This window comes from Sporosarcina sp. BI001-red, from assembly GCF_003384035.1.
GTDB lineage: Bacteria > Bacillota > Bacilli > Bacillales_A > Planococcaceae > Sporosarcina.
The window spans coordinates 80,897-105,113 of the sequence record NZ_QQAK01000014.1 but is presented as its reverse complement, the minus strand read 5'-3'; the positions used below and the strand labels follow the sequence as shown (position 1 = coordinate 105,113).

Below are 24,217 nucleotides of genomic sequence, written 5' to 3'. Positions count from 1 at the left end.
ATGGAGCGGATAAAAGGACTAGCGATGATTATCATCGGTGCATCATTATGGGGGCTATCAGGTCCGATGATGGAATGGACGCTTGGGCATAGCGGGATGTCCGTTTCATTTTTATTGACCGTTCGCCTTCTCATAGCGGGCTTGTCGCTAATTGCCTATTTGAAGATAAAAGGAAAACAAGTGACACGGCCATGGCGCCAAAAAGTATGGGCGCGGCAGATGTTGATATTTGGAGTTGTAGGAATGTTAGGGGTTCAGTTTTCATTCACCTCTGCAATTGCACAGAGTAATGCGGTTATCGCGACACTCTTCCAATTTTTGTCGCCCATTTACGTCATTCTATTCGTCTCACTGCGACAGCGATTTGTCCCGCCAATTGCGCAAATCATTGGTATGGGTGTCACGTTAGGTGGTCTATTTCTATTGCTGACAAACGGGTCGTTATCCGGCTTCAGTTTAAGCTCGAGTGCAGTATTTTGGGGAATCGCAGTGGGATTTGCATTTACGTTTTACACGCTCTATCCAGTACGGCTCATGCAAGAGTGGGGTGTCCTACTGTCAATCGGTTGGGCGATGGTGGTAGGGGGGTCAGCATTACTGATTACGAACCCAGTCATGATGATCCGGGATTTCCAGTACTTACTTGACTGGAAAATTGCTTTCATGTTGCTCGGCGTCATCGTCGTGGGTACGGTGGCATTTTTACTGTTCCTCGCTAGCATGAAGTTCATATCCCCGATCGAAACAAGTATTCTCTCAAGTTTTGAACCATTGACGGCAATGATCATATCGGTCATTTGGCTTGGCGCCGTCCTAGGCGTTTGGCAGTTAACAGGTGCAATTGTGATGCTTCTAGGCGTTACAGGAATCTCCATTGCCGGCGGAAGAGTGAAAACGTAATCGATCGAAACGCGCTCTCTTTTGAGCGCGTTTTTTAAGATGAATACTATAAAAGTTAAGCATTGATCTGCTAGTTCAGATAATTCTGTTCAATCGCTATACAGCCTTTCAGGAATATGGCATACTAATGATAACTAAGTAGTTCGAGAAACGAAACAGTTCAGGAAGGATCATGCCGATGAAAACAGTATTTTCTTATGCAAAGCCATATAAATGGCCAATTGTGATTGCACTCATTCTAATGCTAACCGAGTTAAGTGTCGAGCTCATTCAGCCACTCCTTATCGCGAAAATAATTGACGATGGGATTACCGCTGGCAATCGGGAAACGATTATTCTATATGGAAGCATCATGATGGGGCTCGCACTCCTCGCACTAGTATCCGGAGTCATCAATTCATTCTTCGCTGCCCACGCCGCACAAAGTTTTGGGTACGATTTGCGACAGGCACTTTTTAGACAGATCCAGGCATTCTCCATGTCGACATTTTTACGTTTTCCCACGTCTTCTCTTATTACAAGGTTAACGAGTGATGTCACAATGGCGCAAAACATCTTGTTCATGGGTCTCAGGATTTTACTACGTGCGCCGCTTGTCGTTATCGGGAGTTTAGTGATGGCGATGCTCGTTAACGTGAAACTTGCTTCTTTTTTATTGATAGGAATTCCTTTTTTATTTGTTTTTCTATTTGTTATGGCGCGAAAAGGGGTCGGGTACTTTTCAGAAGTTCAGCGTCGCTTAGATCGCGTGAATCGGGTTATCCAAGAGAACCTGCAAGCTGTGCGTCTCATCAAAGCGTATTTACGCGGTGTGTATGAAGGTAGTCGTTTTTCAAAGGTTGCGGATTTATTAAGAAAAGATACGGTGAAAGCGTTTCGGATGATGGAACTGATCATGCCGATTTTACTCCTCATTATGAACGGTAGTCTGATGATTGTTTTGTGGTTTGGAGTGGGAGTCGTTCGTACTGGCGATGCACAAGTGGGAGAAATTGTTGCAATCGTGAACTACGCATTCCGTATTACTGGCGGATTCTCTATGTTTTCGTTCCTCATTGTCGCATTTTCACGAGCCCAAGCGTCTTCCGTTCGGATGGAAGAAGTGCTTCTTGCAGATGATGATCGTGAAATCATGGTTCCTGGTGAAACAGAAAATGGGAATGAAAAACGTGGAGCATTGGAATTTAACAATGTGTCGTTCAACTATCCAGGTCATCCGGAGCAAGTGTTATCGAACGTTTCGTTCACCATTAACCCCGGAGAAAAAATTGCGGTCATGGGGGCTACTGGATCGGGTAAGTCCACGATGCTGAATTTAATTCCTCGGATTTTCACAGCCACATCAGGTGAAATCCTACTCGACGGCAAAAATATAGAAGACTGGCCGCTAGAAGAGCTTCGTAATACAATCGGCCTGGTACCGCAGCAATCGGTCCTCTTTACAGGAACAATCCGCGAAAACTTAGCGTGGGGAGATCCTGAAGCACGGCCAGATGAACTGGAAGCTGCAGCCGAAAAGGCTCAAATCCATGCGTCCATTCAACGTTTTCCGGCGAACTATGAAACACGCGTCGGACAAAAAGGGGTCAACTTGTCAGGTGGTCAAAAACAACGACTATCCATTGCACGGGCGCTCGTTCGAAAACCTGCGATCCTGTTATTGGATGACAGTACAAGCGCACTTGATGTGAAAACTGAAAACGCGTTGTGGGAAGCGCTGGAAGGTGAACGGGCAACGATGATTGTCATTACACAGAAAATCCACACCGCACAAGGAGCCGACCGCATCCTCTTGTTAGATGAAGGAGAAGTTGCCGCGTATGGTAACCATGAACAACTCATGGACCAATCGGAACTGTATCGGAAAATAGCTGAGTCCCAGTTGGATGAGGAGGTGGCGGACGATGGTGAACAACGCAAGGAAACCCTTCGGTTACGAACCGATCATTAAGCGCGAAGATTTGAAGAAAGGTACCAAACGTAAACGGGAAGAAGTCGGGGACTGGAAGCAGGCAATGCTTAATGTATGGAGACTTGTCGATGAACAGCGTGGGCTACTTATTACGGTGTTACTCCTTGTGTTCGCGAGTTCTGGACTCACTCTACTAGGTCCATTTCTGATCGGGAAGACCATTGATAACTTCATCATTCCGATGAAAACCGATGGACTCGCTATGCAAATTGGATGGTTGCTAGCGATTTACACAGGAACATCACTCACTATGTACTTCCAGAACTTCTGGATGGTTGGGATCGCTCAAAACACGGTATATAAATTGCGTTCTGGACTCTTTAATCATTTGCAGAAATTACCTGTCTCGTTCTTCGATAAACGCCAACATGGTGAGCTCATGAGTCGAATGACGAACGACATTGAAAATATTAGCCAGACGTTGAATTCGTCGTTCATCCAAGTATTCTCGAGTATTTTAACGCTCGGTGGAACGCTTGCAGTCATGCTTTATCTGAGTCCACTACTCACTGTGCTGACAATGACAATCGTTCCGATCATGTTCATTGCCATGCGTTGGATCACACGTAGAACTGGAATTCTTTTTAAAGAACAGCAACGCGCTATCGGTGAATTGAACGGGATGATCGAAGAAACGATGTCCGGTCAGCGAATCGTCAAAGCATTTTCTCAAGAAGAACGGATGAAGGAAGAATTTGCTTTGAAGAGTGATCGATTGAGGCGAACTGGATTTTGGGCACTAACCTACTCAGGGTTCATCCCGAAAGTGATGAACATGTTGAACAATGCGGCCTTTGCAATTGTCGCCGGAATCGGTGGCTTACTCGTACTGCGAGGCGATGGGATTGTCACAATTGGGACGATCGTCGTTTTCGCGGAGTATGCGCGTCAATTCACACGTCCATTGAACGATTTGGCGAACCAATTCAATACAGTCTTATCCGCCATTGCCGGTGCTGAACGCGTATTTTCGATTATGGGAGAAGACGCCGAACGTGATGCAGCAGAGGCGAATGGAGATATCCAGTTGAAAGGGAACGTCGAATTCCGCAATGTATCATTTGGTTATGCACCAGACACGGACGGATACACGGTGGAGGATGTGTCGTTGAACGTGAAGGCGGGGGAGACGGCTGCACTTCTTGGTGCAACAGGTGCTGGGAAAACGACGATTGTCCAATTGATTGCCCGGTTCTATGAAGTGGATAAAGGAACCATTTTGATAGATGGCATTCCGATCGATGAGCTCCCACGCGCGACATTACGAAGTCAGACAGCATTTGTTTTACAGGATCCATTCCTGTTTGAATCAACGGTGAGAGAAAACATTCGATATGGGAAATTGGATGCTACAGATGATGAGATTGAAGAAGCGGCGAAGAAAGCGAATGCTCATGAATTCATTAGCCGTCTGGAAGAAGGGTACGATACGTTGCTCACGGCAGACGGAAGTGAAATCTCTCAAGGGCAAAAGCAGTTGTTATCCATAGCACGAGCCTTTGTTGCGGATCCTGTGCTGTTATTGTTGGATGAAGCGACGAGTAGTATCGATACGGTGACTGAGCTGGAAATCCAAGCAGCACTTGAAAAGCTAATGGAAGGTCGCACAAGTTTCGTCATTGCACACCGTCTGAATACGGTAAAAAAAGCGGATACGATCTATGTCATGGACCAAGGCAAGCTGATCGAATCAGGCAGTCAATCTGATTTAATCGCCCAAAAGGGTATGTATTATACGATGTTGCAACAATCAAAATTGTGAATTGAAGGCGCTCCCCGCTTGTGGGAGCGTTTTTTCGTGCGCAATGTTCAATGATGGGCGGAATGCGCTGAGGTACTGAACCCAACTGTTTCCGAAGTGAACCCGCTCGTTCCGGAGGTGAACCCGCCCGTTCCCGAGGTGAACCCGCTCGTTTCCGAGGTGAACCCGCCCGTTCCGCACCTGAACCCGCTCGTTCCGGAGGTGAACCCGCCCGTTCCGCACCCGAACCCGCCCGTTTCCGAGGTGAACCCGCCCGTTCCGCGCCCGAACCCGCTCGTTCCGGAGGTGAACCCGCCCGTTCCGCACCCGAACCCGCCCGTTTCCGAGGTGAACCCGCCCGTTCCGCGCCCGAACCCGCCCGTTTCCGAGGTGAACCCGCCCGTTCCGCGCCCGAACCCGCCCGTTTCCGAGGTGAACCCGCTCGTTCCGCACCCGAACCCGCCCGTTTCCGAGGTGAACCCGCCCGTTCCGAACCCGAACCCGCCCATTCCTGCGCCCGATAAGCTGGTTTCTTTCCCAAATCCCTTCACAAAACAAAAAAACCACCAGTCCGGTGGTTTTTAAGCGTTATTGTTTATCCTCAAAATCCAACTTTGTGCCATCGTCAAATTCGACATCCAGCTTAAACTTCGAATAGAGGTCAATTTGGAAATACTCCAAAATTTTCTCGCGTGCTTCCTCACCCGACATGTCATGTTGAAGGTTAACGGTCTGGAACATTTTGCTCAGTTCATCCATCGCGTCTGCACCTTCTAAGTCGATGTTGGTCAACTTATTTTGATATTCCGGCTTGAATTCCTTCTCGATTTTATACTGTGCTTCGATGGTATCTGTGTTATCGATGTCAATCTCCAAATCGAATTTGTTGAACCCGAACCCGTCCCCGGTTTCCTGGTCGCCGCCTTCTTTTTGCTCCTTCGTAACAATGTCTGCTTCTTCACGATTCTCTTTGTTTGCATCTTTCCCGAGATTTCCGCACCCGCTGACAAATAGAACGCTCGCAAATACAACAGAACCAATCGTTGCTAGCTTATTCAACGTCTCACGTCCTCTCTGAATACTCCGATTGCCTGATACTCCTGAACCTTTTTAAAAACGAAATCAAACGAGAGAGGGTGGCAAACTAATTTACCACTTTGCGTGAAACGCCTCGCACGATCCCAGGAGGCTACGCACGGCTAACCATTCACCAGACGCTAATTTTACTTTCCCGTTAAAGTAGCCGAACAGTTGAGTGAAATCCGCTTTTAGTCCTCTCCGGTGAGCATTTGCTTCCCGTTCGAAAAAAGGCGTAAATGATAAGTCTACGCAATCTGTGAACTTAGTATGGATTGTCCAAGGCTCCATCATACGTTCAGAATTAAAAGAAAAAATCACATCTTCATGAATTTTAGTCATCACCCCATCGACCAATACAGCATTTTCGGTCATACCTGTGCCATCCGTCCACTTGCCACCTAAATTCAACCCGATCCGGCGACCTCCTGAACGCTGAGAAGCCATTGCCCAATTCCATTCCGTCATTTTGGGCCAAACGCCCCTAGTATAGTTCAGAACGGTAAAACTATAATCTGGATTGAATTCATACCGCTTATCACCGATTCTCAAGAAGCCGGAAGTCGGTAAGGTATGATGTTTAGCAGTGAATTGAAAAGTATTCCGTTTTTTTGGAACGACAACATTCAATGAGTGATCTTCTGTTGGGTGGCTAATATGAAGATCCGCATGTAGGGTTTCGTTGTCAAAATCGGCGATGGAGACATATAAGTGAGTCTCCTCATTTGAATGGTTTGCATGTATAGAAAGACGGTTATCCACGAATTTACTATCCGTAAGCACGTCTTCAGGCATCTTAACATGACGTGCAAAGGGTAAGGAAATCCGCTTCTCGAAAAAACGTTCCGTCTCATAATCAAGGAAATAGACGAGACACACAGCACCGATGTCGAAATGAGCGATCGTTGCGGTGAACAAGACTTCTTCTCCATAGACGGTCCACGTATTCCATTTCTTCTTGTTAGGGAACTGTCCCTTCAGATTACTTTGGATGATCGGCTTCTGAGCATAGCCAATCGCTTCAGGATTCAGTAATCCCTTGCTGTCACAAAGCAATACCGGCGAAGTCAGTTCGCGTTCTGCATGTTGCATAAGCCGTCCTCCTAACCATTGTCATCTATTTCATTTGTTGCTATACTTTTAATTGTATCAGATTGGAACTTAATTAGCGTTATTCAACAACACTATTTTCCAATTGGATTTCCGTGATATAACGGGGCATTAGTTCAGCGGGAGAATACTTCGCTGGCAGCGAAGGGGTCACCGGTTCGAATCCGGTATGCTCCATAGATCAAGCGTCCGTTAAGCGGGCGCTTTTTGTGTGCGATTTTAAGGATGAAACCTTAGTCCTTCACATAGAATAGGATGAGGAGGCGAATCGATGTATGACCGCGAAGCCGCAGTCTGGTATGCGGACAAATGGTGGGATGGACGCAATCCGCAGTATCCTGCATTCGATGTCGATTGTACAAATTTCATCTCGCAATGCTTGCGTGCAGGAGGGGCACCGATGCACGGCACCCCCGTCCGAGATCGCGGGTGGTGGATTGCAGATTCAAACTGGAGTTTCAGTTGGTCCGTGGCTCATTCCCTGCGCTGGTATTTGGGAGGTTCCAAAAAGGGGTTGACTGCCTATCAAGTGCAATCGGCTGAAGAGTTGCAACTTGGGGATGTCATCCTATATGACTTCCAAGGAGATGGGCGCTTTGATCATTCAACGATTGTGACCGCAAAAGTGGGGTCGTCACCACTCGTCAATGCCCATACGTATGACGTACAAGGAAGAAGTTGGGATTACAAAGACTCCTACGCATATCGGCCTAACGCAAAATACATCTTCTTTCGGATAAACGACGAATTTTCGTAACAGCTTACTTACTTATGAAATTAGAAACTAGACAACGAAATGATGTATACTGAAGTTTATCAACGACAAAAGGGGATACAAAAATGGATGAACAAGCACTATCAGTAAGAGACGCAATTATTTCGCGCCGTTCCATCAAGAGCTTTAATGGACAGCCTGTTGAACAAAGCGAAATTGACGATATCTTAGAAGATGCAATTTGGGCACCCAATCACGGAAACCGTAATCCTTGGCGTTTCGTTCTTGCTGCGGAAGACAATTACGAACAGTTTTTAGATGTCTTGCGCGAGTTTGGTGTACCCAAATGGAAAGAGTTGTCTGATGAAACACTTGAAAAACAAATGAGCAAATTCACAAGTGCTAGCGCAGCTCTGTTTGTTATCGTTCCCGAAGATGCGCGACAAAAGCAGCGTCTTGAAGACTTTGCAGCAGCCAGTACGATGATTCAGAACATCCAATTGCTCGCATGGGACAAAGGGATCGGCACATGCTGGAAAACACCTGGATTCTTAGATGATCCGAAGTTTCGCGATGTACTAGGCGTTGAGCCGGGCGAACGAATCATTAGTATGCTCCAGTTCGGTCACTTTGATGACTTGCCGAAAATAAAGCCACGTACCCCGATTGAAGACAAAGTTACCTATTGGCAAGCTGAACCAATTGAATAATCGAGAACCTCTTCTGTAAGATTGGAAGAGGTTTTTTTGCGTTATGGGTCAAAACACGTTGGGTCACATTGGCGAGGCTGTTTAACCTCTGCTTCGTTTCATTCATCTGCAAAAAAGAATCGGCATTATCAAAGAATTTATCAGAAAGAGAAATAGTTTAAAGTATGGAAGGGTGTCATGAAAAGCTACGATTCGTAGTGCATACCTACTAATCCCAACTAAAAACCCCTATTACGTGAAATCGCAATAGGGGGTGTAAAGGATTTATTTCTTCAGCTCATCTTTTGATAAGGCAGAGAGTGACTGGTAATAGTCGCCTAGTACGCGTAATCCTTTGTCGAAGTTTTCAAGGGTTAAGTGTTCGTTAGGTCCGTGTAAGTTTTCTGTTTCAAGACCGAAGCCCATGAGGACAACAGGTAGGCCGAGAATTTCATCGAAGTCAGCAACGATTGGAATCGATCCGCCACCACGTGTATACACAGTCGGCACGTTGTAAATTTTTTCATAAGAGTCACTTGCTGCTTTAAGTGCTGGATGATCGAATGGTGTGATGAACGGACGTCCTTGGTCAAACGGTGTGACCGTCACGTTAACACCTTCAGGCTTGTACTTTTCAACATGTGCTTTCAATTTTTCAACGATTTCCGCTGGATCTTGATCCGGAACGAGGCGACACGTAATTTTCGCGCCCGCTTCTGCAGGTAAAACGGTCTTGATGCCTTCACCGCTGAAACCGCCGAATACGCCGTTTACTTCAAGCGTTGGACGGGCAGAAGTACGTTCAAGGAACGAATAACCAGGTTCTCCAAACAGCTCGGAAACACCAATTTCCTTTTTAAGTCCATTTTCATCGAAGTTTAGATCTCTGTAAGCTTGACGTTCCTCTTCGTTCAAATTCCGAACATTGTCGTAGAAGCCTTCTACAGCAATCGTTCCTTCCTGGTCATGGAATGATGCCAAAATCTCGGCAACTGCGTGTATTGGGTTCTGGATACCGCCACCGTATACGCCTGAGTGCAAGTCGCTTTTAGCACCGTAGACGTCAATTTGTACACCGCTTAAACCACGTAGTGCATAACAGATTGCGGGCTGACCAGGTGCATGAAGTGCCGTATCCGAAATGACTAGCGTATCAGCAGCTAACTTCTCTTTATTGTCGTTAATAAACGGAACAAGATTCGGACTTCCGACTTCTTCTTCACCTTCAATGATGAACTTTACGTTAAGTGGTAATTTACCGTCCAACTGCATAAGTGCTTCAACCGCTTTAACGTGCATAAACACTTGTCCTTTGTCGTCAGTAGATCCACGAGCGAACATTTTCTCATCACGGATTTCTGGCTCAAACGGAGCGCTTTCCCATAAGTGCAATGGGTCAACAGGTTGCACGTCATAGTGACCGTAAATTAGGATCGTGGGCTGACCTTCTGCATGTAGCCAGTCTGCGTAAACGACCGGATGTCCTTTTGTAGTTTCAATGGAGATGTTTTCAAGACCTGCTTCTTTGAACGAAGTAGACAGCCACTCCGCCGCTTTTTGCATATCAGCTTTGTTCTCAGATAACGCGCTGATACTCGGGATACTTAAAAACCCCTTCATCTGATTCAGATGCGTGTCGCGATTCTTTTCAAAGTACTCATTCAATTGGTCAAGCGTTGCCATGAAATTACCCCTTTTCGGTTTAATTGGATAAATGCGAGGTTGCAGTCAGAAAGCAATCTGAAACCTATCATTCGCCGACAGTGACTCCATCTATTTGAGTGGACCCCCAAAAAGAGTGCGTCCGCTGAGACGATGCTGATTCCTTGAGTATAGCAGAATTGGAGTGAATTCGAAAAAGAGGAGACTTCTGAATCCGTTTCTTTCTAGTACTTATGCTATACTATTTCAACAGCTATGAAATCGGATTCAAATTGTAGCCGTCTTAGGTTTGCAACCTCAACCCTTAGATATACGTCTATATGTGCAAATCGAAACGAACCAGAAATTTTCGGGAGGAATCGCTCTTGTTCATCGCACTTGCTTTCTTTTTGATGATGTCATTTTTCTTATCAGGAAGTGAAACTGCACTAACTGCCGTTAACCGGATGAAAATCCAAATGCGTGCAGAGCAAGGAGACCCTCAGGCAATCAGGCTCCGCGCCCTCGTTTCGAAACCAGATCGAATGATTACAGCAATCTTAATTGGTAACAATATAGCGAATATCATGATGCCGACAATTGTGACAATGATTGCTTATGACAAGGGACTGAACGTTGGTTTCATGACAGGAATATTAACCGTTGTCCTAATCATTTTTGGCGAAGTATTACCGAAGACGATTGCCGCAACGTTTGCGGACAAGTTAGCGTATACGGTAGCGCCTGTAATCCGGGTGATTGTTAAGTTGTTGACCCCACTCACCTATCTACTGGCGCTTTTCACCAATATGTTCATTCGCATCTTATCTAAAGGGAAAGTGACAGAAGCGACACTAACTAAAGAAGATCTTCGTTCAATGGTTGATCTCGCGTCAACTGAAGGAACGTTCCAACAAGATGAATCGTTGCGCTTAAAAGGAGTTCTCGACTTTCCGGAAAAAGACGTATCAGACGTCATGGGAACCCACCGGACAGACGTCGTTGCCTTACCGCTCGATTCAAGTTATGAAGAAGTTCGTAGTACGGTGCTTGAGTATTTCTATACACGATATCCGATCTATGAAGAAAGTATCGATAAGATTATCGGTATCTTCTATTCCAAGCGGTTAATCGAATGGTCCATCACTCCGCAAGAACCATTCAAAGACATGATTGACCACGATCCATTGTTTGTCGTCCAGACTGCGAGTGTCGAGAAAGTATTTAAAATGATGCTTGCCCACAAGAAGCATATGGCGATTGTATTGGACGAGTATGGTGGAACACTTGGTATCGTCACACACGAAGATATTATTGAAGAAATGATTGGGCAGGAAATTGAAGATGAAACCGACGAAGCTGAAGACGCAATGGTCTATGAACATACAGAAGACACACTCGTTTGTCAGGGACGTCTTGAAATCGACGAGGCAGTAAGACTACTAGGAATCGATTTACCGACAGAGAACGAAACAATCGGCGGATTTGCGTTCCAAGAGCTGGATCATGTACCGGAAACTGGAGAACGTTTCACATATGGTCCTTTATTGTTTGAAATCGAAGAGATGGATCGCAACCGAATCGTACGACTTCGTATTATACGTCGCCCAGAAGAACTAATAGATGATGAATCCTAATATACAGAAACCTTACACGTTTGTAAGGTAACTGAAAGAAACTCCGATAGTTCAACCGATTGTTCTAGTGCATACTAAACGTAACAGCTAGAACACGGAGGCGTTAACGGATGAAACCAACACTTAATGAATTGCATGATGAATATGGCAGATACTTATATCACTTATGTTTGAAATTGACACGTAATAAAGAAGAAGCTGAAGATCTCATGCAAGACGTTTGGGTCAAGGTAGTCCGCACGAGCGATCGTATGGAAGGCGTAGACCGCATGAAAGCTTGGTTGACGACGATTTGTATGAATACATTCAGAGATCGGTATCGTAAAGACGTCCGGCGCAGCAAGTATGTTATGAATCAGCCAGATACGTTGGATATCCCATTGCTCGATTTAGTGCCAAGTGGCAGTCCACTTCCAGGCGAAATCGTAGAGAAACAGGATCTCCGTGCGGCGGTTCGCAGTAAGATCGATGAACTCGATGGAATTTATAAAACAACAATTGAGTACTTTTATGTGAACCAATACTCTCTCATTGAAATTGCTGAAATGATGCAAGTATCTATTGGAACGGTGAAATCCCGTCTGTTCCGTGCGAAAAAGTATTTAAAAGAGCTATTAACGCAAGATCAGTCTGTCAACGAACTTGTGATTGCGTGATAATAACGATTTTGGACTTCTCCTACAATAGGGGGAGTTTTTTTGTTTTGCACGGAGTTTGTAAGATGGATAGAAGGGGAATGCTACAGTGACGGACTTGAAGCGGGGGTATTGGGATGGCAAAAAAGAAAAAGAAGCACAAGTGGTTTACGAAAAAGCAAAGGCGCATCATCTGGATACTACTAGGCGTATTTTTGCTCGTTTATATCGCCGTCATTTTGTATCATACATATAAGCAACTTCCTAAAGGAGTTAGTTATGCAGGGAAAGTTCACCGGACAGATGACGTGGAAATGTTCGCGGATCTAACATACTCAAAGGACAAGAAGAAAGACGACATGAAGCATGAACTGAATATTTTTGATGAAGTATATTCAATGATTGATGAAGCCGATGAATTTATCGTGCTGGACTTTTTTTTGATGGATCATTATTCAGATGAAGATCTCGACTTCCCTAAGATTGCTGAAACGATCACGAAGAAGTTGGTGGAGAAAAAGAAAGCTCGTCCTGACATGCCGATTGTATTCATCACAGATCCGCTCAATAACGGGTATGGTTCCTATGAATCGAAATGGTTTGGCAAGTTAAAGGATGCAGGAGTTGAAGTCGTGTATACCGATTTGGAACCATTACGAGATTCGATGCCGCTCTATTCAGGATTGTACCGAACACTATTCAGATGGGGGGATATTGGAGGGAAAGGTTGGATAACGAACGCGATGGCGTCTGAAGCGCCTAAATTCCGGTTAGCATCATATGTTGAATTGCTGAATGTGAAATCGAATCATCGTAAAGTGATTGCAACGGAAAAGGCAGGACTCGTAACTTCTTCCAATCCGCATGATGCAAGTGGATTCCATGGAAATGTAGCACTTAAAGTGTCCGGTCCCATCATTAATGATTTGTTAGAAGCTGAAGAAGCAGTACTGAATTATACGACAGGGAATACCGGTCAAACACTCCCACGCATAAAGGCTGAAGAGCCTAAGGACGGAGAGTACGCTGTTCAATACGTAACTGAGAAGAAAATTAAAGACGTATTGATGGATGAACTCACTGCTACGCAATCCGGTGACCGAATCCGGATGGGAATGTTCTTCATTGCAGAACCGGATGTTGTGAAGGAAGTAACGGATGCTGCAAAACGCGGTGTGGAAGTGAAGCTCATCTTAGATCCAAATCAGAACTCTTTTGGTAACCAAAAGTCAGGTCTTCCCAATCGTCCCGTCGTACAAAAGCTTGTTGAAGATAGCGATGGAGCAATTGAAGTTCGGTGGTACAATACCGTCGTTGGCCAGTACCACACAAAACTCGTTATGATCGAACGGGGCGACGACATGCATATTTTAAATGGATCTGCGAATTTAACAGAGCGGACTCTCGATAATTATAATTTGGAGAATGATTTGTATGTCGTCGCACCGACCGACAGCGAACTAGCAGGTAAGTTAGATGCCTATTTCGAACGATTGTGGAATAACGAAGATGCTCTTTTTACACTTGATATGGAAGAATATCAGAACAAATTCACTCGTCCGCAGCGTATCATTTATGCGTTGCAGGAGTGGTTGAAATTGACTTCATATTAATCGGATAGGGCACCGCTAGACGACAAAAAGTCCTCTTACCTATTGTAGGTGAGAGGATTTTAGTTTGCACCTATCTCCGAATAATACGGTAGGAATAGGATGCATGTTTATCTTAATGAATGTGTATTCAAAAGGCAGCGAGCTGCTGATTAAGTTCAGCGAGACGTTCCTCCATTTTAGCGAGGCGGGATTCGGCTTTTTGGACAGAGTCACCGTGTCCAGTGGACTCCAGTTTTTCAATGTCGCCTTGAAGACTGATGTAATCCATTTTGAGTTCTACGATTTCAGACTCGATTTGTGATTTTGTCATGTTTGTTGTCCTCCCCGGTGCAGTTTCCCTCAGTTTACCACATCACGTAGAGGTTTGCCGGGGACGTCCCGTTTCGGATGATCCAGTAAGTAGTTGACCGTTTCAAACACAGTATCTGCTTCTTCTCCAAGTGGCAAGGCAAGCTGACGATCGATGTCGCGCTTCCGGAGCGAATCGTGTAAGAGGGGCTCCATAATCGCGTTTAATAGATTAGATTGCTTCACTTTGCGCCCTAGTCCTAAATGTGAGAACCCATCTCGGTCATTCGGGAATTGCAAATCGGATTCAAACGTACTTTGTGCGAGTACGATGCACGGCACGCCGATACTTGCCACATCATAAGGCATGTAGCCTCCTCCACAGAGCACAATATCAGCTTCAGATACTAAATCAAGGAAGTCATGTGGAGCTTTTTTGACAATCGTATTTCTTCGGCTCAGCGCCATCATTTGGAGAGTACCCGCATCGTGTTCATACGACTTCCCGAGCAAAACCGTTACATTCAGTGGGATTTGCAAGTTCATTACATGACGGAACGCCCGGAACGTTAAGTTGCCCGGATCTTTCTCCCCGAACGCGATCAGCAGGCGAGGGGGATCCCCGAACGTTTGCTGATCCCGTTTTGTGCGTAACTCTGCACAACGTGGATCTGTCATGAATGTTCGGATTCCCGTTTTAAATTGATCGGTAACGTCCATCACGTTTTCTCCATATAATGTTTGGATAACGAAGTCTGCGGCATGTCCGCCTTCTCCAAAATCATCGAAATGTAAGATAGAAGGAACGAGCTTGCAAATCGCCTCGATCTCTTCTTTTACGGTGTTGCCCGTATCACGTATGAGAAGATCGGGTTTCAAAAAGGACACAACTTGAAGAAGAGTACGATGGTTACTCGCCTCCATAACCCGATAAGAACTTGGTAGCTCCGGGTTAGGGGCATCTGTGATGAAAACAATCGTTGCTTCAGAAGACAGTTCTTCAGCAATTCGTAACGCTCTCCGTAAAGGATAGCCATTTTTTTCTTCTGTAGATGAAAGACAGATCGCAACCAGCTTATTTGTTTGAGTCGTAATAGGAATCATCCTTTCTATGCAGTCTCTTCACCTCCCAGTCTATGAAGAGGAGGATGGAGTTATGAGGAATTCTAATGAATGTATTTTCTGGTGACGCTTTTGGTGTGGTGAAAAGGATATTCACTAAAGGTTATATCTAGACTCTAAGAGTTATGAGCGAAATCGTGGAGTTATGATCACATTTTATGATTTATGAGCGGAAATCCAGATTTATGATCACATTCTGAGAGTTATGAGCGGATTTTCATGGTTTATGATCAGATTTCAAGTTTTATGAGCAGAATCCATGATTTATGATCAGATTCGCAGTTTTATGATCAATTTCCATAGTCTATGATTAGGAGCAGCGTCTTTTCATGCTTTTGATGAGTCACCAGTTTGAGTGGGGGAAAGACGTGAGTATGCTTCAGTGGGAACAAGATGAGGAATATGCCATCGGATTGTCATCCCAAAACTACAAAAAAGTGGTTTCATAGAGTGGGTGTGGTACACTAGTACGAAATTTCAAGTCGATAGGAGTGGCGAATTCCAATGTTCGGATCTATAGCTGCAGACCTTATGCTCGTTGTGTTCATCGGCATCCTCTCTCAGTGGGTTGCGTGGAGATACCGTCTTCCTGCGATTGTCGTCATGGCGATTGCAGGTTTGATAGTTGGACCCGTGTTCGGATTCATCAACCCGAAAGAAACGTTGGGAGAACTATTTAGTCCGATTATCTCATTTGCAGTTGCGATAATATTATTTGAAGGAAGTCTCAATCTAGATTTTCGTGAAATTAAAGGATTCAGCAAGCCGCTTATGCGCATCGTAACGTTTGGTGCGTTCATTGCCTGGGTTGCAGGCTCCTTGGCGGCCCATTACTTGGCAGGACTTTCTTGGACAGTTGCGTTCATTATTGGCGGATTGTTCATCGTTACTGGACCAACCGTGATTTTACCAATGCTTAGGCAGGCAAAACTGAAGCCACGCGCAGCAGCACTCCTAAAATGGGAAGGCATTATCGTCGATCCATTCGGCGCATTACTTGCTGTATTTGCGTTTGAATTCATAAAATTCGTCAATGGGCAGGCTACTTTCGCAGCACTTGGGTTATTCGTTGCAGCCTCTGCTTTCGCTGTATTCGTCGGCTGGGCGTCTGCACGTATTCTTGGGTATGCATTTGAAAAGGGTTTAGTGCCCGAATTTCTGAAAGCTCCCGTGCTATTTGCAGTTGTTTTGTTTACATTTGTCGTATCAGATGAACTCATGCATGAAACGGGACTGCTCGCCGTAACTGCGATGGGGATTGTGATGGCCAATATGCACTTGACGTCCATCCATGATATCCGTCAATTTAAAGAGAACATTTCCGTGCTACTCATTTCAGGGATTTTTGTAATGTTGACAGCTTCGTTAAATCCCCACGTACTCATTGAGATTTTTGACTGGCATATTATTACCTATGTTGCGGCCATGTTATTCGTTGTCCGTCCGTTGTCAATTTGGATATCGACGGTAGGTACGGATTTATCGAACCGGGAAAAGAACTTGATTGGATGGGTGGCCCCACGTGGAATCGTTGCGCTTACAGTATCAGGCTATTTCGCATCCATACTGCTCGAAAATGGATACAAAGATGCGGAGCTCCTTACTGCCCTTACTTTTGCACTTGTACTTTCTACCGTTGTATTACATGGATTTACAATTGGCCCGTTTGCCCGTCGTTTGAATTTGACAACAACAGATGAATCTGGCGTGCTCTTCGTCGGAGGGACGAGATTTGCTGCAGAACTTGCGCAGTCCATTCAAGATACAGGCAATGAAGTTCTGTTGATGGATACTTCGTGGGCGGGCTTATCTCATGCACGGAACCTTGGCTTGTCCAGTCATGTGGGTGATATTTTAACGGAGCAAACAGAGTACACGCTAGACTTGTCGCCGTATCGATACATGCTCGCAATGACAAAAGCCGATACGTACAATGCCCATATTTGCGCGGATTTCCTGTATGACGTAGGACGGCAGAATTTATTTCAAACAAAATTCCATGTGGGTGAAGGGGTAGAGTCGTTTAACGTAACAGGTGGGCGGACGTTATTCACACCTGCATTATCGATCTATGATTTGGAAGAACGCATGAATTCGGGGCATGTATTCCGCAAAACGGTGCTTTCTAAACAGTACGGATACACTCAATATTTGCGAGAGCGGGACGATCGGTCGGTGTTACTTTATATTTTACGGGAGGATGGAAGTGTGGAATTCTACACGCCAACCGAAGAGTTGCAAGCAGTAGCAGGAGATACGATCGTTGCACTCTCTCATCCTATTAAACAGATTGAACGTGCTAAGGAACGGATTGCGGACGAAAAAGGTGAGGAAGAGGTTCAGCACCAGAAAATAGAGATGCGATTCAGTGAGGATCATGGGAAAACAAAGTCACTGATACCTGGAGAAGCGCCCCCACCGATACAGAGTGTTTCAACAAAGAATCCATCAAGCTAATTGCAAGGCAATTTCCATTCATTCTGATAGGATGTAGAGTGAGAATATCATTAGGAGGTACGATCATTTTGAAAGTTTTGTTTGTGGACGGGACCATTATCGGCAACAAAACGGGTGTTGTGCTCGAAGCTGTGCAGCAGTATATAGAAGAAACAGGCTGCGGTTTTGAGATAGAGAGATTGAATTTCTCGGAGTATGAGCACCAGTTTGTCGATGGGCGACCTGCAGAAAAGTATAATGAAGATATGAAAAAGCTGATTCGCAAGTTTGAAGAAGCGGATGGCTATGTTATAGCGACTCCAGTATTCCAGGGATCAATTCCAGGTGTGCTGAAAAATGCGTTCGATTTGCTACATCCACATACGATGCGTTACAAACCGGTTTCCATCGTTGCAAATGGTGGAACATATCAACACCACCTCGTCGTAGAAAATCAGCTGAAACCGATACTCGACTATTTCCGATGTCTCGTAACACCGAATTATGTGTATACGCATCGTGATCACTTTGACGAAAACAGTAAAATTATAGACCAAGATGTACACGATCGCTTGAAGGAATTAGCGCGTGTATTCGTAAAATATACAGAAATGGGTAAAGAACTGACCCACGGTATGCTTGACGCACAATAACAAACAGAACGTCCGTCCGAGCGGAATTTCCGCGGGATGGACGTTTTTCATATGGTCAAAACTGATGAAACCGACTAACTTGCGTATAATGGAGAGAACGAAAGGGGATTGAACGATGTCTAAATCACTTGTACTTGCAGAAAAACCATCTGTCGCGCGCGATATTGCCCGTGTGCTCGGCTGTCATAAAAAAGGGAATGGATTTCTTGAGGGGGATCGTTACATCGTCACTTGGGCGCTCGGCCATTTAGTGACCCATGCAGATCCTGAAGGGTATGGACAGGAATTCAAAGAATGGAAAATGGAGCACTTACCAATCATTCCTGAGCCATTTAAACTGACACCTATTAAACAAACATCCAAACAATATAATGCGGTCAAAGCACAGTTGCGTCGCGCAGATGTAAAGGATGTTATCATCGCAACGGATGCTGGGCGCGAAGGGGAACTTGTGGCTCGCTGGATTCTGGAACTTGCGAAAAACCGCAAGCCAATTAAACGATTGTGGATTTCATCCGTGACAGACAAAGCGATTAAGGATGGATTTGCTAACCTGAAGGACGGAAAAGCCTACGATAACTTATATGAAGCTGCAGCAGCACGTGCGGAAGCAGATTGGGTCGTCGGCATTAACGCTACACGTGCACTTACCGTTAAACATAATGCGCAACTATCGACAGGGCGCGTGCAAACACCAACGTTAGCGATGATTGCTGAACGTGAACAGGTGATTCAAAAGTTCCAGCCGAAACCGTACTGGGGCATGCAGGCTCTGACCGAAGCAGGTCGTTTTACATGGAGTGATGAGAAAGGTCAAACCCAAGTCTTCGATGAAACCGTGATTGATTCGAAAATGAGCGCATTGGAAGGCATTACAGAGGGTAAAATTATTGATCTTAAATCGACGCCGAAATCACAACCAGCCCCTCATTTATTTGACTTGACGGAACTGCAAAAAGAAGCACATCGTCGCTGGTCATGGTCCGCAAAAGAGACGTTGAATACGCTACAAACCCTATATGAGCGGCATAAAGCGGTCACGTATCCACGGACGGATTCAAAGCATTTGACTGCAGATATGACGGAAACACTAAAGGATCGCGTGAAAGCGGTGGAAATCGGTCCGTATCGAAAATCAGTGAATGCGTTGCTTCGTAAAGGTCCTGTCAAACCGCAAAAAGGGGTCATCAATGATAGTAAAGTGTCTGATCACCATGCAATTATTCCGACAGAGGAAAGTCCTCCGTTGCACGCGTTCTCAGACAAAGAACAACGTCTCTATGACATCATTGTTAAACGCTTCCTTGCTGTGTTCTACCCGCCGTTCCAGTACGATCAGTTGAGCGCAGAATTACAAGCAGGCAACGAGACCTTTGCGTTGAAAGGACGTACTGTGACAAACGAGGGGTGGAAGGCGGTCTATTCATCCGATGAAGAAGAAGCGGATACGGATGCATTACCTGCGATGAAAAAAGGCGAAACCCTACAAATTCGTGCGTTTTCAAGAACAGAAGGCAAAACCAAGCCACCTGCACGATTCAATGAAGGAACGTTGCTGGCCGCAATGGAAAATCCAACGCAATTCATGGCGGGTGAATCCAAGGAATTGATCAAGACAATCGGAGAAACCGGTGGACTAGGTACAGTTGCAACACGAGCAGACGTCATTGAACGACTATTTGGCATGTTTGTCATCGAGAAAAAAGGGAATGATATTTACACAACGTCTAAAGGACGCCAGCTTTTGGAACTTGTCCCAGAAGATTTGAAATCTCCAGCACTTACTGCTGAATGGGAGAGCGACTTATCCAAAATTGCAGCTGGAAAACTGAAGAAAGATCAGTTCATTCGCACAATGATTAACTTCTCTAAGAAAACAATCGTTGATATAAAGTCGGATGATACAAAATTCAAACACGATAATGTAACAGGAAAAATGTGTCCGGATTGCGGAAAACCTATGCTTGAAGTGAATGGCAAAAGAGGTAAGATGCTAGTCTGCCAAGATCGAGAATGCGGCCATCGTCAGACGGTATCTACACTTACCAATGCACGTTGTCCTACTTGTAAGAAAAAGTTGGAACTTCGCGGTCATGGAGATGGCAAAATCTTCGTCTGTAAATGCGGTTACCGTGAAAAGTTGTCGTCGTTTGAAAAGCGAAGAGCCCAAACAACAGGTAAAAAGGCTGATAAACGTGATGTCCAGAAGTATCTTAAGAAGCAAGAGAATGACGAACCTGAAAATACAGCAATGGCAGATGCGCTAAAGAAACTATTTGACAAGTAAAAATTAAAATCGTTTGCCTCATGAATTGGGAGCAAGGAAACTGTATAATTAAAATACTAATTTATGGCGGGGTGAGTTCATGGTCTCTATTTCAATGAATCCGGTAGTTACGGAAAATACAAGATATGAGAATGCAAGAAAGCGTTCTGCAGAAGTGGCTTATACCCGTCATGCGGATTATGCAGGTGGAAATGAAGCTAAACGCAACGATTTAGCGCAACGATTGACGAATACCCAGACGGATTCGCAACCTGCACAACTAAAAGAGTTTAAAAAACTGGGCGCTGGACAATTGAAGCAAGTGGCGTTGCCGCTTGGAGAAACTTTGGAAGAAACGATTCAGAGTTGGCGCCATGTTCGAAGTGAAGCACTTTCTAACCCGGAGCCTTCTGAAGTGGACCATCAGCTTGCAGCAGCAGCTTCTGCTAAAATCATGGAAGCAGAAGCGCAGCTAGCGTTGGAAAATCGATTGCGTACCGCGCAACGAACGGAAGAAAGTCGTGAAGACTCAATGATGCAACCGCAACCGACGAATTCAACAATGGATTCCTCATTAGCGGACGCAATGCACAAACTATATGATCAAGCCACAGCAGCCTATTCTATCCAAACAAGTGCGAAGCAACATGGATACATGGAAGCAAACTCGGCATACTCACTTATTGCATAATCTATATTAAAACCCGCCCCTACTTCTGGCGGGTTTTTGTATTGGAGAAAGGGAGGCACTTATCATGGCGAAGAAGAATAAACATATTAAAACGAATGCAATTCGTATTTTGGAGTCTGAGGGAATCCCACATACGTTGTTGGAACGCGATCTGACTGAAGAAGCAAATGCCGCAGCAGATGGCGGTGCCGAAGCAGATGTCTATAAAACACTCGTTACGACAGCAGGAACTACTCGCAATTATGTATTTGTCATTCCGGTAGTATGCGAGCTTGACTTGAAAAAAGCAGCACGCGCAGCAGGAGAGAAGAAGTTGGAAATGCTTCCCTTGAAACAGCTGACGGACGTGACTGGGTATATCCGAGGTGGATGTTCTGCCATCGGCATGAAGAAAACTCTTCCTACTTTTCTGGATATATCTGCTCAAACGAAACAGTCTATCTACGCTAGTGCTGGTAAACCAGGTTTCCAAATGAAACTTTCCCCTAAAGATTACGCGAAAGTGACAGGTGCCCCGTTTGTGGAGTTATGTAAATAGAACCCACGCCCGCGGAAGTGTCCCAATTTAATACATCCCAATCACGTGACCAATGAAGCAGTTTCTTTAGCTAGGTGGGGAATGTGCCACATAAATCCTGGGAAGTGATCATAACGCAGAGAAACCGCTCATAAATCATGGAAAGTGATCATAACGCAGAGAAACCGCTCATAAATCCCGGAAAGTGATCATAACGCAGAGAAACCGCTCATAAACCATGGAAAGTGATCATAACGCAGAGAAACCGCTCATAAATCCTGGGAAGTGATCATAACACTGGGAAACCGCTCATAAATCACGGAAAGTGATCATAACGCAGAGAAACCGCTCATAAATCCCGGAAAGTGATCATAACACTGGGAAACCGCTCATAAATCACGGAAAGTGATCATAACACTGGGAAACCGCTCATAAATCACGGAAAGTGATCATAACGCAGTGAAAACGCTCATAAATCAAGGAAAGTGATCATAACGCAGAGAAACCGCTCATAAATCACAAAAAGTGATCATAACACTACGAAAAAGCTCATAAAAGTCCCTGGAAACTCCTCTTCAACACCACCCCAACTCAAAAATCTCTCAACCACCAGCTGATTAGACATGCTACAATTGCATATAGAGAATACGCCGCTAGGTTTATGCAGCGGCTCGCGGAAAGAAGAATGTGTATGTTGACGTTAAAACAGTGGAGATGGATCTTTTTCATAGTGGGACAAATGATTCTTGCGTTAGGGATTGCCATGACCATTAAAGGGCAACTGCTTGGCATTGGTCCTTGGGACGTCCTGCACGTCGGCCTTTATCAAAATATAGGGTTGTCCATTGGATCGTGGAGCATCATTACAGGATTACTCATCGTCCTCATTACAGCGGCCGCACAAAAAAAGTGGCCGAAGTATGGGACATGGCTCAACATGCTATTGCTCGGAGCATTTATTGATTTGTTCAATTGGTTACTGCCAGACGTAACGTCAATTGCAGCTCAATTAGTCTTTTTCATCCTAGGCGTCGTAATTATGTCTTACGGCATCGGGCTTTATGTATCTCCAAATATGGGGGCAGGTCCTCGAGATAGCTTGATGTTGCTCATTGTGCACAAATTCAACATTAGTGTGAAACTTGTACGAACCTCTATTGAAGTCATTGTCGCCCTACTCGGATGGGCACTCGGAGGGCCGGTCGGTATTGGAACTGTGCTCATTGCATTACTGATTGGTCAATTCGTCCATTACGCGATGCCGCAATGTCAGAGGCTTTTACTGAAAGTAGCCAAGCAAGAAAATAGCGAGATTCTATTATAATGGGGGGCACAGTCAACTAAGGCTGTGCTTTTTTTCATCGTCCTTTCATAAACTGTTCTGAAGAACATCAGAAAGGGATGGTCACGATGAACGGAAATTTAACAGAATCGATGGGAACCGCCTATACAGGAGGAGGACTGTCTCACAAGTACGAGCATCTCATCCAACAAGCAACGACGACAGTCTATATTAAATCTCCCCCTACCTTTGCGCTATCTAATATCTTGAATGAGCTCGCAATTCTTTATGTAAAACGAGGATATGATGTTGACCGATTCAGAAGTCCATTGCATATTGAAAAAACGGATGGCATTTATGTCAAAGGACCCGAAATTTTTTACATTGCGGCTTCCTATCCCGTCCCATTAGAACCAACAGAACTTGGCGGCAAGCACCGCGTTGTCAGCTTTTATGATGTCTACGATGAAACCAAATTGCGTGCAAACAACCCTCAAATTGCTAGGCATCTAGAAGAGGCGTCCACTTATTTGGAAAAAGCTCTTACGTCACTTTCTGAAGCGAAAGCAGTTCACGATGAATGGGAAACAGTTAACATCCGTCGCATGGATTGGCAAGCGCACGAAGCAAAAATTTATGCGCTCGTAAATGATCTATTTGGCACACTGGATTTACGCAAAAATGCTGCCGTTTCACATCGCATCATCGGTTCGTTATCTTCAAAGGGGGCACGCGACTTCATCCCGTCCATTACCAAATCTCTGAAGCGAAGAATCTTAATCAAAGCCCTACCAGGAACCGGGAAGTCCACGATGATGAAAGCGCTTGGAGAGGAAGCGGAAAAACGGGGGATTGACGTTTTATATGGATGGTGTGGGTTAGATGCCGGAAGTATCGACCTTGTCCAATTTCCGGAACTATCCGTTTGCCTATTCGATGCGACAGAGCCTCACGTGTATGATGCAGAACGAGAAGGCGATGAAATCCTTGACCTTGTCCAGATGTGTGCGCCAAGCGAAAAAGCAGAGCAGGCAATCGATGGCATCCGCCCGCGTTATAAAGAAGCAATCGGGAATGCAGCAGGGTATATGCAGTCTTATGCACGTTTGGCGAGTCAAATTGACGCAGGCATGGACAGTGCACTCGACTTAAAAGCATTCCATGAAAAAGCGGAACTGCTGACAGAGCTCATCGCTCCCTAACACACTTCCATTATGGGGGAAGGCACAAAT

The 24,217-nt window shown here is 45.1% G+C and carries 21 protein-coding genes and 1 tRNA gene; 16 read left to right on the top strand and 6 right to left on the bottom strand.

What is annotated here, in order from left to right; genetic code table 11:
- From DVB69_RS13655 to DVB69_RS13645, 3 genes are all read left to right on the top strand, one after another.
- Entirely contained in the window at nucleotides 1-900 is a 900-nt protein-coding gene (locus tag DVB69_RS13655) for a DMT family transporter (RefSeq protein ID WP_116019666.1), read from the top strand.
- A 178-nt stretch (nucleotides 901-1,078) separates the two neighbouring features.
- A complete protein-coding gene (locus tag DVB69_RS13650; protein ID WP_116019665.1) occupies nucleotides 1,079-2,851 on the top strand; it encodes an ABC transporter ATP-binding protein in 1,773 nt (590 codons plus the stop codon).
- A complete protein-coding gene (locus DVB69_RS13645; RefSeq protein ID WP_199562869.1) occupies nucleotides 2,805-4,634 on the top strand; it encodes an ABC transporter ATP-binding protein in 1,830 nt (609 codons plus the stop codon). Before DVB69_RS13650 ends, DVB69_RS13645 begins: the two co-directional genes overlap by 47 nt.
- A gap of 47 nt (nucleotides 4,635-4,681) precedes the next feature.
- Here the strand turns inward: DVB69_RS13645 and DVB69_RS13640 are convergent, their stop codons facing one another.
- The 3 genes from DVB69_RS13640 to DVB69_RS13630 form a co-directional block, all read right to left on the bottom strand.
- On the bottom strand, nucleotides 4,682-5,164 hold the full coding sequence (locus DVB69_RS13640; protein ID WP_116019664.1) for a hypothetical protein: 483 nt from the start codon (nucleotides 5,162-5,164) through the stop codon (nucleotides 4,682-4,684).
- Between the two features lie 37 nt (nucleotides 5,165-5,201).
- Entirely contained in the window at nucleotides 5,202-5,672 is a 471-nt protein-coding gene (locus tag DVB69_RS13635; protein ID WP_158541099.1) for a YusW family protein, read from the bottom strand.
- Between the two features lie 90 nt (nucleotides 5,673-5,762).
- A complete protein-coding gene (locus tag DVB69_RS13630; RefSeq protein ID WP_116019662.1) occupies nucleotides 5,763-6,782 on the bottom strand; it encodes a DUF2804 domain-containing protein in 1,020 nt (339 codons plus the stop codon).
- 123 nt (nucleotides 6,783-6,905) lie between these two features.
- On the opposite strand from DVB69_RS13630, the gene DVB69_RS13625 reads away from it, so the two are divergent.
- The 3 genes from DVB69_RS13625 to DVB69_RS13615 all read left to right on the top strand — a co-directional run bounded on the left by DVB69_RS13625 (nucleotide 6,906) and on the right by DVB69_RS13615 (nucleotide 8,225).
- Nucleotides 6,906-6,977: transfer RNA gene (locus DVB69_RS13625), tRNA-Ala, on the top strand.
- Nucleotides 6,978-7,071: 94 nt separating this feature from the next.
- A complete protein-coding gene (locus DVB69_RS13620; protein ID WP_116019661.1) occupies nucleotides 7,072-7,557 on the top strand; it encodes an amidase domain-containing protein in 486 nt (161 codons plus the stop codon).
- 83 nt (nucleotides 7,558-7,640) lie between these two features.
- Entirely contained in the window at nucleotides 7,641-8,225 is a 585-nt protein-coding gene (locus DVB69_RS13615) for a nitroreductase family protein (RefSeq protein ID WP_116019660.1), read from the top strand.
- Nucleotides 8,226-8,489: 264 nt separating this feature from the next.
- Here DVB69_RS13615 and DVB69_RS13610 read toward each other — a convergent pair whose 3' ends face one another.
- Nucleotides 8,490-9,887, bottom strand: coding sequence for a dipeptidase (locus DVB69_RS13610; protein WP_116019659.1), 1,398 nt, complete (start codon nucleotides 9,885-9,887; stop codon nucleotides 8,490-8,492).
- Nucleotides 9,888-10,231: 344 nt separating this feature from the next.
- Here DVB69_RS13610 and DVB69_RS13605 point away from each other — a divergent pair, with 344 nt between their 5' ends.
- The 3 genes from DVB69_RS13605 to DVB69_RS13595 all read left to right on the top strand — a co-directional run bounded on the left by DVB69_RS13605 (nucleotide 10,232) and on the right by DVB69_RS13595 (nucleotide 13,730).
- Nucleotides 10,232-11,482, top strand: coding sequence for a hemolysin family protein (locus DVB69_RS13605; protein WP_199562868.1), 1,251 nt, complete (start codon nucleotides 10,232-10,234; stop codon nucleotides 11,480-11,482).
- 110 nt (nucleotides 11,483-11,592) lie between these two features.
- Nucleotides 11,593-12,138, top strand: coding sequence for an RNA polymerase sigma factor (locus DVB69_RS13600; protein WP_116019657.1), 546 nt, complete (start codon nucleotides 11,593-11,595; stop codon nucleotides 12,136-12,138).
- Nucleotides 12,139-12,254: 116 nt separating this feature from the next.
- Nucleotides 12,255-13,730 carry a phospholipase D family protein gene (locus DVB69_RS13595; RefSeq protein WP_116019656.1) on the top strand — a complete coding sequence of 492 codons (1,476 nt, stop codon included), beginning with the start codon at nucleotides 12,255-12,257 and terminating at the stop codon, nucleotides 13,728-13,730.
- 127 nt (nucleotides 13,731-13,857) lie between these two features.
- On the opposite strand, the gene DVB69_RS13590 is transcribed toward DVB69_RS13595, so the two are convergent.
- Both DVB69_RS13590 and DVB69_RS13585 read right to left on the bottom strand, forming a co-directional pair.
- Nucleotides 13,858-14,040, bottom strand: a complete 183-nt coding sequence (locus DVB69_RS13590; RefSeq protein ID WP_116019655.1) for an SE1832 family protein — start codon at nucleotides 14,038-14,040, stop codon at nucleotides 13,858-13,860.
- Between the two features lie 29 nt (nucleotides 14,041-14,069).
- On the bottom strand, nucleotides 14,070-15,122 hold the full coding sequence (locus DVB69_RS13585; protein ID WP_116019654.1) for a hypothetical protein: 1,053 nt from the start codon (nucleotides 15,120-15,122) through the stop codon (nucleotides 14,070-14,072).
- Nucleotides 15,123-15,644: 522 nt separating this feature from the next.
- On the opposite strand from DVB69_RS13585, the gene DVB69_RS13580 reads away from it, so the two are divergent.
- The 7 genes from DVB69_RS13580 (at nucleotide 15,645) to DVB69_RS13550 (ending at nucleotide 24,187) form a co-directional block, all read left to right on the top strand.
- Nucleotides 15,645-17,597, top strand: a complete 1,953-nt coding sequence (locus DVB69_RS13580) for a cation:proton antiporter (RefSeq protein WP_116019653.1) — start codon at nucleotides 15,645-15,647, stop codon at nucleotides 17,595-17,597.
- A gap of 68 nt (nucleotides 17,598-17,665) precedes the next feature.
- Nucleotides 17,666-18,229, top strand: a complete 564-nt coding sequence (locus tag DVB69_RS13575) for an NADPH-dependent FMN reductase (RefSeq protein WP_116019652.1) — start codon at nucleotides 17,666-17,668, stop codon at nucleotides 18,227-18,229.
- Nucleotides 18,230-18,344: 115 nt separating this feature from the next.
- On the top strand, nucleotides 18,345-20,516 hold the full coding sequence (locus DVB69_RS13570) for a DNA topoisomerase III (protein WP_116019651.1): 2,172 nt from the start codon (nucleotides 18,345-18,347) through the stop codon (nucleotides 20,514-20,516).
- A 79-nt stretch (nucleotides 20,517-20,595) separates the two neighbouring features.
- On the top strand, nucleotides 20,596-21,186 hold the full coding sequence (locus DVB69_RS13565) for a hypothetical protein (protein WP_116019650.1): 591 nt from the start codon (nucleotides 20,596-20,598) through the stop codon (nucleotides 21,184-21,186).
- Nucleotides 21,187-21,250: 64 nt separating this feature from the next.
- Nucleotides 21,251-21,724 carry an aminoacyl-tRNA deacylase gene (locus DVB69_RS13560; protein WP_116019649.1) on the top strand — a complete coding sequence of 158 codons (474 nt, stop codon included), beginning with the start codon at nucleotides 21,251-21,253 and terminating at the stop codon, nucleotides 21,722-21,724.
- A gap of 670 nt (nucleotides 21,725-22,394) precedes the next feature.
- Entirely contained in the window at nucleotides 22,395-23,027 is a 633-nt protein-coding gene (locus DVB69_RS13555; protein WP_116019648.1) for a YczE/YyaS/YitT family protein, read from the top strand.
- A gap of 86 nt (nucleotides 23,028-23,113) precedes the next feature.
- Nucleotides 23,114-24,187: a hypothetical protein gene (locus tag DVB69_RS13550; RefSeq protein ID WP_116019647.1), complete on the top strand. Its 1,074-nt coding sequence runs from the start codon at nucleotides 23,114-23,116 to the stop codon at nucleotides 24,185-24,187.
- Nucleotides 24,188-24,217: the final 30 nt, after the last annotated feature.